This is a genomic window from Bradyrhizobium sp. (assembly GCF_016219575.1).
GTDB lineage: Bacteria > Pseudomonadota > Alphaproteobacteria > Rhizobiales > Xanthobacteraceae > Bradyrhizobium.
The window spans coordinates 121,614-135,213 of record NZ_JACRMG010000019.1 but is presented as its reverse complement, the minus strand read 5'-3'; the positions used below and the strand labels follow the sequence as shown (position 1 = coordinate 135,213).

The window sequence follows — 13,600 nt, the reverse complement described above, 5'->3', positions numbered from 1 at the left end:
ATGAATCGTCATCGCGCTTCAGGTTGTTGTTTGAGCATGATCTTTTCGGAAAACCGCTTCACACTTTTCCGGATCATGCTCTAGCGCGGGTCGAGCGGAGGCGTTCCAATGTCGAGAAAACGAGAGCTCATCGCGAAGCTGCTGCCGCAAGGCGTCCCGTTCTCGGAGATGCTGAACGACAACGCGCGGTTTGTCGCCATTCGGCGGGAGCGTTTCTCGGCTTGCCCGGAATTCGCGACGCGGGACGCGCTTTACGACGCAGTCGCGCCGGCCGGCGCGATCACCTATCTCGAGTTCGGTGTCTGGAAAGGTGCGTCAATCGACTACTGGCGCAAGCTGAACACTCATCCTGACAGCCGGTTCTACGGCTTCGACAGTTTTGAGGGATTACCCGAGGATTGGGAAGCCGATCATCCCAAGGGCACGTTCTCGACATCGGGCGTTACGCCCGACATCGACGACACCAGGGTGTCGTTCATCAAGGGATGGTTTCAGGACACGCTGCGCGGATTCCTGAAGGAAACACAGCTTTCGAACCGGCTGGTGGTCAACGTCGACTGTGATCTCTATTCGGCGACCCTTTTTGTGCTGGGAACACTCGACAAGTATTTTGCGCCCGGTACGATCATCATCTTCGATGATTTCTATTCGATGAGCCACGAATTCAAGGCGTTCCATCACTACGACATCTCGTTTGGACGGAAGTGGAAGGCGATCGGAAGAATGCCTCACTGCATCAAGGCGGCGATCGAAATCGAATCCTGAGTCGCCGCCTGCGCGTGCTGCCGGACGAGGTGATCAGGCCGGTGCGCGAGTTCAGGGAGCGTTGTCCAGCGAAGGGAGTGATCGGGCTCCAGATGGCAGCCGTCCAATTCAGCCGGGTTGCCGGGAGGACGGAGCACTTTCAAACCCCTGTGGATTGAGGCTCTGCCATCGCCAGACGTCCCTGCACATGTCATCCAGCGACCGCTCGGCTCGCCACCCCAACATCTTCTGCGCCAGATCGCCGCTTGCATAGGATTCGGCGATATCGCCGGCCCGTCGCGGAGCAAAGCGGCAAGGGATGTTTCGGCCGCAGGTCCTGGAAAAAGCGTCCACGAGCTGAAGAACGCTGTATCCGTGTCCGGTACCGAGATTGACCTTGATCAGGCGTTCGCGTTCGAGCGCCTCCATGGCACGGATCTGGGCGGCCACGAGATCCATTACGTGGAGGTAGTCGCGCACGGTCGTGCCGTCTGAAGTGGGGTAATCGTCGCCGAATATGTCGAGCCAGGGCCGGCGTCCGATGGCGACCTGGGATATTTGAGGCATCAGGTTGCCGGGATTGCCGCGCGGATCCTCACCGATCAGTCCGCTCTCATGGGCGCCGACCGGATTGAAGAAGCGCAATATGGCGACGCGAAACCGGTCCGATGCGATGGTTTCCAGCAACGTCTCGACCGCCAGCTTGCTTCCCCCATAAGGATTGGACGGTTGAAGCGCGTGGTCTTCGCGGACCGGGAGCGAAGCGGGGGTGCCATAGACTGCTGCCGTCGAAGCAAACACTACGCGATGGACACGGGCTGTTTCTATCGCTTGTAACAGCGCGCGGGTGCCGCCAACGTTGATGTCCTGATAGAGATACGGATTCTCTATCGATTCCGGAACTGACTTAAGTCCGGCAAGATGAATGACGGCATCACACCGGTGCGTCGACAGGGTTTCTTCCAGCAATTTCCGGTCGCGGATATCGCCAGCAATGACGATCGGAACAACGCCGGTGAGACGTCGGATGCGGTCCACCACGTTTGGATGACTGCGGCTGAAATCGTCGAAGATCACGGCCGAGTGTCCTGCCTTCATCAACTCAACGCAGGTGTGGGAGCCGATGTAGCCCGCTCCCCCCGTCACCATGATGTTCATCGGGTGCATCCGGTGCATGTCGGGAAAGCGGGCGCCTGACTGGCACGCGGGTAGCGAGGGGCGCCATTGAGAGCCGGGTCAAAGGGCCGAAATTGGGTCTTAGGTATCAAATTACCTGCTTTGTGGTTGATATGCTTCAGGTGCCGAAATTCAGACCAATCGGCACAGGAAATGATCGCAAAACACTCCATTCCGACTTGAGTTCCCGCGGAAAATTTGGGTTAGTGAGGCTATTGTTTTTTCGTTTCTTGGAGGGCGTGTGTGAGTCAGGATACGACCCGCAGAGATGTTGTAAAGAAGATCGCGATCGTCGTCGGCGGCGCGGTCACCTTGATCGAGTTGCCGTCGCGGTGGACCAAGCCGATCGTTCAGTCGATCGTGGCGCCTGCGCACGCGGCGCTTTCCGTCGCTGCAGCTACGACCGCAGCGCCGACGACCACGGCGGCGCCGACTTCGACGACCGCTGCTCCTTGAGGCTTGCCCACGGGTCATTCGATGCAGGTGCGCGGTGCTTGTTGCGTGTTTGAATGAAGCATTTGCGATTGTGCGTTGACGGATTTTGGAGGCGCGTGTGAGCAGGGATACGACCCGTCGGGATGTCGTAAAGAAGATCACGATCGTGGTCGGCGGCGCGGTGATGTTGATCGCGTTGCCGTCGCAATGGACCAAGCCGGTCGTTCGATCCATCGTGGCGCCCGCCCATGCGGCGCTTTCTGTCGCCGCGCCCACGACTACGTTGGGGCCCACCTAGGCTGCTCTGTCCGTGACCGGGATTCCATGGGATTCGTTCGATGGAGCCCGAAGCGGTGTTGATCCAGGTGCAGACGATATTGATGTTTGGAGGTGCCTGTGAGTAAGGATACGACCCGGAGGGATGTCGTAAGGAAAATCACGATCATGGTCGGCGGCGCGGTGACCTTGGTCGCACTGCCATCGCAATGGACCAGGCCGATCGTTCAATCCATTGTGGCGCCTGCGCACGCGGCGCTCTCCGTCGCGGCGGCGCCGACGACTACGACGCCTGCGCCGAGTACTACCAACTCCTAGCCCCGGCTTACATTGACGTCGATTTCCGATCTTCCGCGCGTCAAGGCCTCCGGTCCAGGCGTGAGAACCATATCCGTTTCGCTCGGGGATCAGTCGGTCCTGCTGCATATTCCGCCCAATTGGGCGGATGATATGGACATATTGTTCGGCCCGGGGGCTGACACCGACACGCCAATCATGCCTTGCGCCGTCGTTACGCTTACCGAGGCCGGCGACGGTCGCTACTGCGTCGATGAAACAGAGGATCGCGAACGCTCGACCCGGCTTGGCCTCGATCGCCCGGAGGCCCTCATTCACATCTCGGAAGTGGTCGCCAGTCGGCTAGCCGGGCGGATTACGGCGGGAATTGCGCTGCATGCGGCGGCGGTCGCCTGGGGTGGCCGCTCCGTGCTCATTCCCGGCCAATCCGGCGCGGGGAAGTCGTCGCTCGCTGCATGGCTGTTCGACAAGGGGTTCGACTATCTCACTGACGAACTCGTGGTTCTTGCCGCGGACGGCGCCATCCAGGGTCTGGGTCGGGCCTTGATGCTGAAGCCTGACGCCGACAAGATCGTCGGCGGGTTTTCGCGGGTCGCTCCGCTGCGGCGATTGCAGGCGGGAGCGAACCTGATTGTTCGCCCGCAAGACGATGCGGCCCAAGCGAGCCCGTGTCTGTGTGGCCTGATCGTTTTTCCCTCATTCAGTCCCGGCGCGCAGATCGCCATTCAGCCGATTACGGCCGCGCAGGCCTGCATTCGGCTGATGGGGTGCAACGTCAACGCGCGCAATCTGGCGGACGGAGGCTTTGCCATCCTCAGCGATCTTGCCCGGCGCGTGCCGGCGCTGGAGCTGCGCTATGGTTCCTTTGATCAACTGGAGGGCGTCGTCGACGTGCTGGCGCGGCTGCTGCTCGAAGGCGGCATCGATGGCAGCCAGGCACGACGGATGATGAGCGCGTTTGCGCGCCCCGCGGAAACCCTTTCCGCCGCGTCTGCGCCCCGCTTCGAAGTTCCCGCCGCCACCCCGCGCCGCGGCCCGGTGCGGCTGACTGTCGGCATGGCGACCTATGACGATTATGACGGTGTGTATTTTTCCATCCAGGCGCTGCGGATTTATCACCCGGAGATTCTCGACGATATCGAGTTTGTCGTCATCGACAATCATCCTGACGGCCCCTGTGCAAGCTCGCTGAAGGCGCTCGAAGGTGCCATTCCGAACTACCGCTACGTTCCCGAGATGTCGAAATCCGGCACTTCGGTCAGGACAAGGATCTTCGAGGAGGCGTCCGGCGAGTTCGTGCTGTGCATGGATTCGCATGTCTTCATAGTTCCAGGCGGCATGCGCAAGCTGCTGGATCATTTCGCCGAGAACCCGTCGACCAACGACCTGTTACAGGGTCCGTTGGTTTACGACGATCTCGGCCGGCTCGCGACGCATTTCAAACCGGAGTGGCGCGCCGGAATGTTCGGCACCTGGGACGACAATGGTCTTGCCGCCGATCCGGACGCTCCGCCATTCGAGATTCCGATGCAAGGCCTGGGGGTCTTTGCTTGCCGTCGCACGGCGTGGCCCGGGTTCAATGCTGCCTTCCGCGGCTTCGGCGGCGAGGAGGGCTATATTCACGAGAAATTCCGCCAGCGCGGCGGCCGAACGTTGTGTCTGCCTTTCCTGCGCTGGATTCATCGCTTTGGCAGGCCAATGGGCGTGCCCTATCGCAACACTTACGAAGATCGCGTCTGGAACTATCTGGTCGGCCTTCACGAATTGGGCCTGCCGACAGATGCCATGGAGGCTCACTTCCGTGAGCTGATCGGCGAGAAAAATGCCGTCGAAATGATTGATCGGTTCAAGCTCGAAATGGAAGAGCTGGGCATTTGAGCCCAATGGGCCGTATCAATTCGGCTTGGAGGCGCGGCTCGTCATGTGCAACGCGCCTTCCCGAACCAGGCTGTCCAGCGCCGCGACGACGTCGCCGATCACGGTATCGCGTGTTTCCGGATAAGCGTCTGCAAGGAGATTGACGATCTCCTGCGCGGTACGTTCGCCATCGCACAGTTTCCAGACCACCGCGGCGCTCTCACTGAGATAGATCATCTTCTTCAGGGAATGCCGGTAGAGGAGCGTCTCCCCATCCAGTTCTTCCAGCTGAAACCCCTGGCGCTGGATCGGGATAGTGTCGGAGTTGAACATTGCAGGTCTCAGGAATGAAATGCTGCCGAACGGGAGTTCGTCCAGCCTGAAGCTATGGCACGTTGTGGCGCAACAATATTCGAAAAACCAGGCGGCGCCAATTGAAGATGGCGCGGCGGCGATCAGTGGTGGACATGATCACGGTACGATCGACCAGGAAATTCGCCAGTTCCCTGAGTTTCGTCGAACCGATCCCGCGTGCAATGCCGCGGCAACGGGCATCGTCAAAAAGGCGGCCGGCGAGCAGCAGGCCGGAAACGGCGGCAAGCCTCGCATTGGTCGCTTGCACCAGCCCCTCGAAGGCGGATTCATCGGCCGGCGGCAGGTTGCGTGCCGCCTGGCGGATATCGACGACGTGCTGCAGTCGTTCATACTGGTGTCCGACGCCATGCACCAGCGCAACGATCAGGAACGCCGCCGGACTGTATGGCGACGAGGCGATCGTCTCGCAGGAAAGTGAAATTGCATTGTGAAGACTGTCGGGATGGACGAGGTCGGTCTGGACTTCCACCATCACCCGGTCATTGGCGCGGCTCAGCCACTTGAATTCCCGCTTGTGGCTTTCGGCGAGATAGAACCCGCGGTCCGACAGTATCTCGGCGAGCCGGGAAAGCGCGCGATCCGGTGCAAGAATATCGATATCCGAGAACGAACGCAGAGACGGTGTCGGATACAGGTTGCGCGCGAATGTAGCTCCCTTGACGACGATCGCACCGACGGTTTTCAGGTCCGGCAACAACGCATCTGTCTCCCGGGCGAGAAGAGCCGAGAATGCGGCATTGGCGCGGTTGCGGCTGCGTGCCGATTCCCGTGCCGCAGCGAAGCCGGGATCCTGTTCGAAGCCGGAGAAATTCTTCAGAAGCGCTCCCAGCACGCCATGCGCTTCAGCCTGGTCAACGAGATGATCGGCGAACCGGGGGGCGAGCTCGCGGGAAGGAGGAGGTGACTGTGATCCGAGCGGATCGGCGCAATGAACGATCCAGGCGTCAAGCAACGACATCGAACCGTATCCCGAGCGACGCTTTGCGGCTTCTGGTCATCGTCAGGTCCGTATGTTGCAGGACAAGATCGAATAGTCCATCACTTCAGGAGATGCGACAATCGCCCTTCGATCAAATGCATGCTGCCGGGCGCGATCTGGTTCCTGATTCCGTTCAGATATTGGTGCCACCGCAGGGACAGGTCCGACGGCAGAAGGACGCCGCCGGGCTCAATATCGTTGCTCCGCGCCCGCCAGGTATCGACATTTCCGGCCTGTCGTTGCTCGTCACCGCTGCCATATTGGCTCAGATGCTGCGTTCCGATATCCCATCGATAAATGTAGGAAGTCAGATCGCCGAGCTCGGTGGTGGCAATCAGACCAGCTTCCTCGGTCTGACGGAACACGGGATGATCGGGGTAATCCGGATGAGCATGCATCTGGGCTTTCCTCACGTGATCGGAACGGAAAATCCACGACCCCTCGAACCTGTTCTTGCTTAGCGTGAACCGGATATTGGCCTCGGAAAACCAGCTTGAGGCGGGTTTCCAGGCGACGTTGTCGCCAATGTGGTCGAGACAATCCTGCAAGTGCCACGGCAGATACAAATCGTCGTCGTCCCACCAGTGAATCAACTGGGCATCGGGGTCTGCAAGCTCATGCATGCGCTGCCGGATGTATCGGAGTGAGGCCTTGGGACCGGCCTCGTTGACGATGCGGACGCGCGGGTGATCGAAAATCAGCGGATCGGGATGCTGATTATAGATCAGGAGCGTTGCATTGGAGATGGCCGACTGCTGCAGAAAGCAGGCGAGCGACTCGCAGACCAGCCCGTATCGCCCGTAAGTTCCCATCAGGCAGTCGATCTTCATCGCGATCACGCTATCCCAAGGCTAGAACCAACCGTCGTCCGGAAATAGCGCAAGGCAGACGGCGAAGTCCATGCCTCTCGCCCGGATTTGTTGCGGGCGTTCGTCCGCGATCACCTTGCCGTCGTTCGGCAGCGAACCCGCACTTACCAGTTCGACATTGCCGCCGAGCTTTGCAATCGTGCGCAAGGTTGAAGAGAGTTGATCGCGCAGCGCGTCGCTTGGGGAGGCGCATTCCGCCCGCAGCGTCATCACGTAGGACTCGCCGGCGCGGCTGACGATAAGACGGGCATGCGCTCCCCAAAAGCAACGGTTGTCCTTGATTTCATGCGACAGCCGCGCTTTGATCCGGCATTGACTACCCGGCGGGACATCACTGGGATCGGCGCCGGCCAAGCTGTTCTTTGCCTGGCGCGAGGCAGTCACGCGCAAGGAAATCGTAGAGCAAAACTCGAGTGACCACGTACATAATTCTGACCGACGACTGGGAACTACGCGGGAACGGGACAGGTCGCGTTGAAGACCTTCAGCGCAAACCCGCGATCCAGCTGATGAATCTTTACGATAGCTTTGGCATTAAGTCGACTTTCAATGTCGAAGTCTTGCAGCAGCTCGCATTCGAACGATATGTCGACGTTGACGAAGCGATCAGATCTGGTCGGGATGCCTGGTTGGAAACCGTGCGGCTCATGGTCGCGCGCGGCTTTGACGTGCAACTTCACGTGCACCCACAATGGATGAAGGCTGAGCTGATTGACGGCTGGTGGAAGCTTGATCGCCGCTGGAATCTTGCCGACTACTCCGTCGAAGAAATTCGCCGCATGCTGGATGCCGCCATTCCTTACCTGGATAAGCTGACCGCGCCGCATCGTATCATTTCGTTCCGCGGCGGGTCCTGGGGCATGGGGCCGCCGTCGCGTGCAATTGTCGAAGAGCTCGTGCGTCGCGGGATACGGTATGACCTTTCGATCGTGAAAGGCAACCTTTATGACGGTGAGGCCATTCAGCTGGACTATCGCGAACTCGATTCGCCGTTTTTCCCGTATCGTCCAGACTACGACGACATCCGGCGCTTTCCGCGCACGCCGGAGAATGTAGCACCGCTGCTGGAGATTCCGACGCAATCCATAGAACGCAGCCTGCTGGCAAAAAAGATACTCGAAGGCTTGCCTGGCCATGGACCAAGCGAGGCCTTGAGGGGAATGATAAGTGTGCTGCGCGGAACGCGCCTGTATTCCAGGATAGGAAAAATGGCTCGAAACATTCGCTCGCGAGTTTCTGGAAAGAAGGATGCCAAGCAACCCGATTTTGTGATTCGGGATCCGTTCGGGTTTCAATCGGGGCGCGCGATGACCGACGTTATCTTCGATCTCTCGTCCGATCTTCCCTTCTCGGTATTTCGTGACATGGCCGATATTTGCATTGCGCGTGCGGCTAACGACCCGAGTCCGCTAAAGGTGTTGGTGTTCGAGAATCACACGAAGGACCTGCAAACGCCGCTCCACTTTAACCGCATTGCGAAGCTGATCGATCATATTCACACGACGCATTCTAACGTAGAGTTTCGATCTTTTGTTCAGCTTGCTGACCAGCTGGACCTTAACGCATGGTGACGGTTCGTGCCTGCGTCGAACTGGCGCCCTTCCTGCGGGAAAATCTCCGTCAGCGTTTGTGCGCGATCGGGGACGGTTCGAAAACTCGATTGGCGCCGCCGCCATCGCAGCCGCAAGCGGAGGAAGCGTTGAGGCAGCTCATGGTGCGATATCGCCCGCGCATTGCCGCGCGTGTGATCACCAGAGATGACCTTTCGATGATGCTGGATCAGGCCGCAATCGTAGCGTCAGCCGTCCAGATCGATGATTTGCGTTTCATTGATGGCCTCAACGCGACGTTTGAGAGCTGGGGTAGCGGCTATGAAGAAGAAGCTCGTGTAGCCTTTCTTGCGATGTATCGCTCCACGCTTGGTGTTTTGGTCGAACCATGAAGCTCGTCGTCTTCTGCGACACCCTTGGACAGATTCCCAAATTTTGGAAGGCCTTCAAAGGCCTTGGCAGCAAGCATGAACTCCGGTTCTTGATTTGTAACAATTCCCGGCGTTCGCGCTGGCTCTTCCTCGCCGCACAATTTGCGCACGCTGCTCGCCGGTACAGCGTCTGGGATTGGATTGGCGTCGTGACGGACCTGTGGGGTGGGCGAATCTTTCTTGCTCTTGATCCCCTTGGGTCGGCGGCCAGCTTGGGCTTCCTTCGGGGTGTGGGTGCCGACCTCGGGCTGCACGCCATGGGAGTTATTTATCGAAAAGAGGTGATAGAGCTGTGCGGCAAGGGCATTCTCAATGCCCATATCGGACAGTTGCCGAAATTCCGCGGCCGTTCGGTAATGGAATGGTCGGTTCTCTGCGGAGATCCGACAGGAGTAACCGTGTTTTTTATCGACAGCGGCATCGATACCGGTTCTCCCATAGTGCATTGGGAACCGGTGCCACTTCGGAATATGAAAACCATAGCGGAAGCCAAGGCGCTCCTCTTCTCGAAGGATGCCGAACTCTACCGCAAGGCAGTCAATAAGATAGAAGATGGGACCGTAAACGGTCAAAATGACGTAGCGAAGGGGCGACGGTTCTACGAAATGTCATCGCTTCTACGCGCTGTCGTGCAAGAGCATTTCGAAGCACAGAAGATGGGCTAGCCGGGTTTCGCGGCCGCGATCAGTGGCCTGCGATTGCGGCTCGTGCCTAACGCTCGTCCGCCGCAACCACCTTGCCATCGTTGGGCAACGCCCCGTTCACTTTGGCCATCCGGCCTTTGATGCGTATGTTGGGCGGTCCCATAGGCTCTTGGCCGGCAGCGACGTTGTGCCGGTGGTGGTCGCGAAGTCGAATGGCCACGGTCAAACTAGTCGACAAAGGCCCGCCAGATCGATTCCCAGTCGCCACGCCGAAAGCTGTTGAGCTGGTCGTTGACTAACAAGAATTCCGCAGGGACAGTTTTCGCTGGAAAGTTCCTCGCAACCGACCAATCCACCACGCAATCGGGCGAAATGTTACCCAAGCTCAAGCCCTCAAATGCGAGATTTTTTGAAAAGGTTTGGGGAAAATAGTACGTCGCATATCCAGCCTGGTCCGGCAGCAGAGGACCACCAAGTCTTACTTGATTGTCAAAACGCACATAGTTTGCGTCAATCCTTTCGCCAGGGCTCCAGCAGTTCGGCTCGGGCACAGTGACGAGTTCAACGGTATCGACCCGAACGCTGCTGTGTACACGCAGGACGTTGGAAAAGAGAATGGTAAAACTGTCGAGATCAGAGCCGATTTCAAACTGCTTTCGGTATTTCCATCTTCCTCGCGACAAGCGCTCAAGAAATGCAAACTTGCTCTTGTCGGCGTTGAGTACACCGATTTGAAATTCTCCGCTAAGGGTTTCGCCTGTAGCCTGCAATACGAGAACCTGACGGCCATTTTTCCCTTTGCCAGCAAGCGATCGCAGGCTGCTCCCGGAGATGGGACTGCTTTCGATAGCGTAACCCACCTTGTTCGTGGACAAGGCAAATGACTTCCCGGCCAATGGCGTTTTTTCCTGTACCGCAGACCAGGAGTATTCAATCGGCAGCGGTTCAACGCGGGGGTGCTGCAGCTCTATTGTAACTTTGGAGAATGTGTCGGTTCGCGGTGACGTCCAGCTGTTTTGATCGGAAGGATGTTTCAATGCAAAGGAGATGCCCGGTCTGTTGTCACGGTTGCCCAAAGACACGGGCTCGATACCATCCTTTGCCGGCCGGAACTTGATCGATTCCCATTCGAGGCCCAGGTAGGTTTGCGCACTTCCTTGCAGCGCTTTCCGTTGCGCAACGGCGACGAATTGGAGAACAGCAGCCAACGCAATCGCCAGAAGACCTGCTGACAGCCAAAAGGAGCCAAACCTCAAGCCAAACCATGGCGGCAAGCGCAGGCCTTGACAGCGTATCCAGCACGCAACGTCCAGCAATACCCCGAAAGACAGCGCTAGGAGGATTGGACCCAATAGCGTCATGTAGAAGGCATGACGTATATCGAATTGAAGAGAAAGCGCAGCTGTAAGAATTCCAAAAGCCAGGATTGCGAACAAGAAGTGCCGCGGTCGCGCTATCGCAACGATCGGAATCGCAAACAGTAATTGTGGTCCCCAGACAAAGGCATTGAGTGGAAGGTGGCCAATTGCATTGGCTGTGTAGAAAACGCGAAACAGGGCATCGAACGGAATGAGCAGCAAAATCGATTTGAGAAGTTCGGCGGAAACTCTCTCGTATTCGATCGATCCCCATTCAACAGGAAACTGACCGGTTTTCCCCGCAAAGAAATTCACGCTGGTACGCACGGCTTCATCATAGTAGGGGCGGAAGACGCTGTAAGGTGAATCTGGCATGCCAAGCGCGCCGTGGAGGAATAGCTCAGAAAAGCCAAGAATGAAGACGTGCGGTATGAACGTCGCGGGCGCTGATTTGACTTCGCTGAAGGCAAGCTCGAGCGGCAACCGAAAAGCAAGGTACGAAACCGCAAAACCCGCCCACACCAAGAAAATGCGTGCGACGGATCGGCGTAAGTCACCACCGCTGATCGAGAGTATGGGTGCCAGAATGGCAATCGGAATGACCAAGTTCAAGTCTGTGCGAAATCCCAGCCCCAACGAGACGAGGGCGCCGGCTGCAATTGCATATGACAGCGTGATTATCGGCTTATTGTGCCGGAGCGCGGCGATCGCAATGCAGGCAATTGCGCCGATCAAGAATGGGCCCTTGGAGAAGTCGCGCAGGTGCGGGATTTGCGAAACGACGGGTTGTGACGAAATCACGAGATACGTAAATGTCGCGGCGATCAGGCGGCTCTCGAAGAAAACACGCAAGAGAGTGAAGCAGGCCAAAGCAAAGCCCGAGGCAAGGACGGCCGCGATAATCCAGAGAATCTCCCAATTGAATCCGAATAGCTTCCACAGGATGGCCGAAGCAAGCTCGAGATAGACTGTGGACCTCTCAAAGCCGCTGAGGGTTGCAACCGGCAGAGCTTCGACTTCGTTGCAGTTGACGAGACTCGGTGACTTGCGCTCAAGAAACAGCCGTACCTGCTCATTTGGCTTGATCCGGTTGTATTCGTTATGGCAGGCAAAGCTGACGGCTGGGCCGAAACGAGTCTGATAAAAGAAGGCCGAGTCGACGTTTGCCCTATAATGTTGGGCACCTTGAATGGCTGCGATAACCAGGATGATTGTGGCAACCGCGATTCCAAGGACGCGTCCTGATTTTCGTTCGCGGGCCGTCAGCCGGTCCGATGGAAGGGTTTCGACGCGCCAAAGGGTCAGCAAAACATGTTTGAGCGCGGAAGCCGGGGTGCTTTCATTGGTTCCGTTCGTCAACTATGACCTTACCGTCATTGGGAAGTGAATTCGAGCTGACCAACTCGACTGAACCGCCGAGCTTGATCACCGCACGTATAGATGATTCTAGTCGCTCGCGTAGTTGGTCGGAAGCTCTTGCGCATTCCGCCCGCAGCGTCATCACGTCGGACTCACCGGCGCGGCTGACGACGAGGCGCAGCCGGCCGAGTTCGGGATGGCGCTTGCCGATCTCGGCGACCTGTTCGGGGCGCACGAACATGCCCTTTACTTTCGTCGTCTGGTCGGCGCGACCCATCCATCCCCGGATGCGCATGTTGGTGCGGCCGCACGGGCTCTTGCCCGGAAGTGCGGCGGTGAGGTCGCCGATGGCGAGCCTGATCCAGGGGTGATGCGGATCGAGCGAGGTGACGACGATCTCGCCGACATCGCCTTCGGCGACGGGATCGCCGGTGCCGGGCCTGACGATTTCCATGATGAGGTCCTCGTTGACCGTCATGCCCTCGCGGGCCGGCGTCTCGAAGGCGATCAGGCCGAGGTCGGCCGTGCCGAAGGCCTGGTAGGCGTCGACGCCGCGCGACTTGATCTCTTCCTGCAGCGATTTCGGGAAGGCTGCGCCGGAGACCAGCGCGCGCCTGATCGAGGAGACGTCGCGGTTGGCCGCGGCGGCCGCGTCGAGCAAGATCTTCAGAAAGTCCGGCGTGCCGCTGTAGCCGACCGGCCGATAGGCCTCGATCAGTTCGAACTGCGCCTCGGTATTGCCGGGGCCGGCGGGGATCACGGCGCAACCGAGCGCGCGTGCGGAAGCATCGAAGATGAAGCCGCCGGGGGTGAGGTGATAGCTGAAAGTGTTGAGCACGACGTCGCCGGGGCGGAAGCCGACGGCATGGAGGGCCCGGGCGCCGCGCCAGGGATCGGCCTGGGCGCCTTCCGGCTCGAAAATCGGGCCGGGCGAGGTGAACAGCCGCGCAAACGAGCCGGGGGAGGCCTTGACGAAGCCGCCGAAGGGCGGCGCCGCCTTGTGCAGGGCAGGCAGCTCCGACTTCCGCAGCACCGGCAGGCGCGCCAGCGCGGCCCGGCTGGTCACGGCGGCCGGATCGACCCCCTTCAGCCGCTCGGCATAGGCAGGCGCTTCCAGGGCCTTGCGCAACACGCCAGGCAGCCGGGCGAACAGGTCCGCCTCCCGGCTGGCGGGATCGCGCGTTTCCAGGGTGTCATAGTGCTCGGTCATGGCGGGCTCCGGCCGATTGCGGTTCGGCGTTGGCATGGTA

Annotated in this window: 13 protein-coding genes and 1 pseudogene; 7 read left to right on the top strand and 7 right to left on the bottom strand. The window is 59.0% G+C overall.

Annotation, left to right across the window (positions count from 1 at the left end; all coding sequences use genetic code 11):
- Positions 1-108 precede the first annotated feature (108 nt).
- Positions 109-765, top strand: a complete 657-nt coding sequence (locus HZB49_RS16740) for a TylF/MycF/NovP-related O-methyltransferase (protein WP_291613270.1) — start codon at positions 109-111, stop codon at positions 763-765.
- A gap of 108 nt (positions 766-873) precedes the next feature.
- Here HZB49_RS16740 and galE read toward each other — a convergent pair whose 3' ends face one another.
- Entirely contained in the window at positions 874-1,902 is a 1,029-nt protein-coding gene (galE, locus tag HZB49_RS16735; protein ID WP_291613268.1) for a UDP-glucose 4-epimerase GalE, read from the bottom strand.
- Between the two features lie 261 nt (positions 1,903-2,163).
- Between galE and HZB49_RS16730 the strand changes: the two genes are divergently transcribed.
- From HZB49_RS16730 to HZB49_RS16720, 3 genes are all read left to right on the top strand, one after another.
- Positions 2,164-2,376 (top strand): twin-arginine translocation signal domain-containing protein, encoded by a 213-nt coding sequence (locus tag HZB49_RS16730; RefSeq protein WP_291613266.1) that lies wholly within the window; start codon positions 2,164-2,166, stop codon positions 2,374-2,376.
- Positions 2,377-2,473: 97 nt separating this feature from the next.
- Positions 2,474-2,653 (top strand): twin-arginine translocation signal domain-containing protein, encoded by a 180-nt coding sequence (locus HZB49_RS16725; protein WP_291613264.1) that lies wholly within the window; start codon positions 2,474-2,476, stop codon positions 2,651-2,653.
- Between the two features lie 428 nt (positions 2,654-3,081).
- Positions 3,082-4,806, top strand: a complete 1,725-nt coding sequence (locus HZB49_RS16720; protein ID WP_291613262.1) for a glycosyltransferase — start codon at positions 3,082-3,084, stop codon at positions 4,804-4,806.
- 15 nt (positions 4,807-4,821) lie between these two features.
- Here HZB49_RS16720 and HZB49_RS16715 read toward each other — a convergent pair whose 3' ends face one another.
- The 4 genes and pseudogenes from HZB49_RS16715 to HZB49_RS16700 form a co-directional block, all read right to left on the bottom strand.
- Entirely contained in the window at positions 4,822-5,118 is a 297-nt protein-coding gene (locus tag HZB49_RS16715; RefSeq protein ID WP_291613260.1) for a PqqD family protein, read from the bottom strand.
- Between the two features lie 52 nt (positions 5,119-5,170).
- Positions 5,171-6,118, bottom strand: a complete 948-nt coding sequence (locus HZB49_RS16710; RefSeq protein ID WP_291613258.1) for a nucleotidyltransferase family protein — start codon at positions 6,116-6,118, stop codon at positions 5,171-5,173.
- Positions 6,119-6,198: 80 nt separating this feature from the next.
- Positions 6,199-6,969 carry a hypothetical protein gene (locus HZB49_RS16705; RefSeq protein ID WP_291613256.1) on the bottom strand — a complete coding sequence of 257 codons (771 nt, stop codon included), beginning with the start codon at positions 6,967-6,969 and terminating at the stop codon, positions 6,199-6,201.
- A 96-nt stretch (positions 6,970-7,065) separates the two neighbouring features.
- Positions 7,066-7,254: pseudogene (locus HZB49_RS16700) on the bottom strand (phenylacetate--CoA ligase family protein); the annotation flags it as partial.
- 167 nt (positions 7,255-7,421) lie between these two features.
- Here HZB49_RS16700 and HZB49_RS16695 point away from each other — a divergent pair.
- From HZB49_RS16695 to HZB49_RS16685, 3 genes are read left to right on the top strand one after another with little or no spacing between them, the layout of a single operon-like run.
- A complete protein-coding gene (locus HZB49_RS16695) occupies positions 7,422-8,579 on the top strand; it encodes a hypothetical protein (protein ID WP_291613255.1) in 1,158 nt (385 codons plus the stop codon).
- On the top strand, positions 8,573-8,950 hold the full coding sequence (locus HZB49_RS16690; protein ID WP_291613253.1) for a hypothetical protein: 378 nt from the start codon (positions 8,573-8,575) through the stop codon (positions 8,948-8,950). Before HZB49_RS16695 ends, HZB49_RS16690 begins: the two co-directional genes overlap by 7 nt.
- Positions 8,947-9,654 (top strand): formyltransferase family protein, encoded by a 708-nt coding sequence (locus HZB49_RS16685; RefSeq protein ID WP_291613250.1) that lies wholly within the window; start codon positions 8,947-8,949, stop codon positions 9,652-9,654. Before HZB49_RS16690 ends, HZB49_RS16685 begins: the two co-directional genes overlap by 4 nt.
- A gap of 206 nt (positions 9,655-9,860) precedes the next feature.
- On the opposite strand, the gene HZB49_RS16680 is transcribed toward HZB49_RS16685, so the two are convergent.
- Both HZB49_RS16680 and HZB49_RS16675 read right to left on the bottom strand, forming a co-directional pair.
- Positions 9,861-12,350, bottom strand: coding sequence for a hypothetical protein (locus HZB49_RS16680; protein WP_291613248.1), 2,490 nt, complete (start codon positions 12,348-12,350; stop codon positions 9,861-9,863).
- Positions 12,331-13,560, bottom strand: a complete 1,230-nt coding sequence (locus tag HZB49_RS16675) for an AMP-binding protein (protein WP_291613247.1) — start codon at positions 13,558-13,560, stop codon at positions 12,331-12,333. Before HZB49_RS16675 ends, HZB49_RS16680 begins: the two co-directional genes overlap by 20 nt.
- Positions 13,561-13,600: the final 40 nt, after the last annotated feature.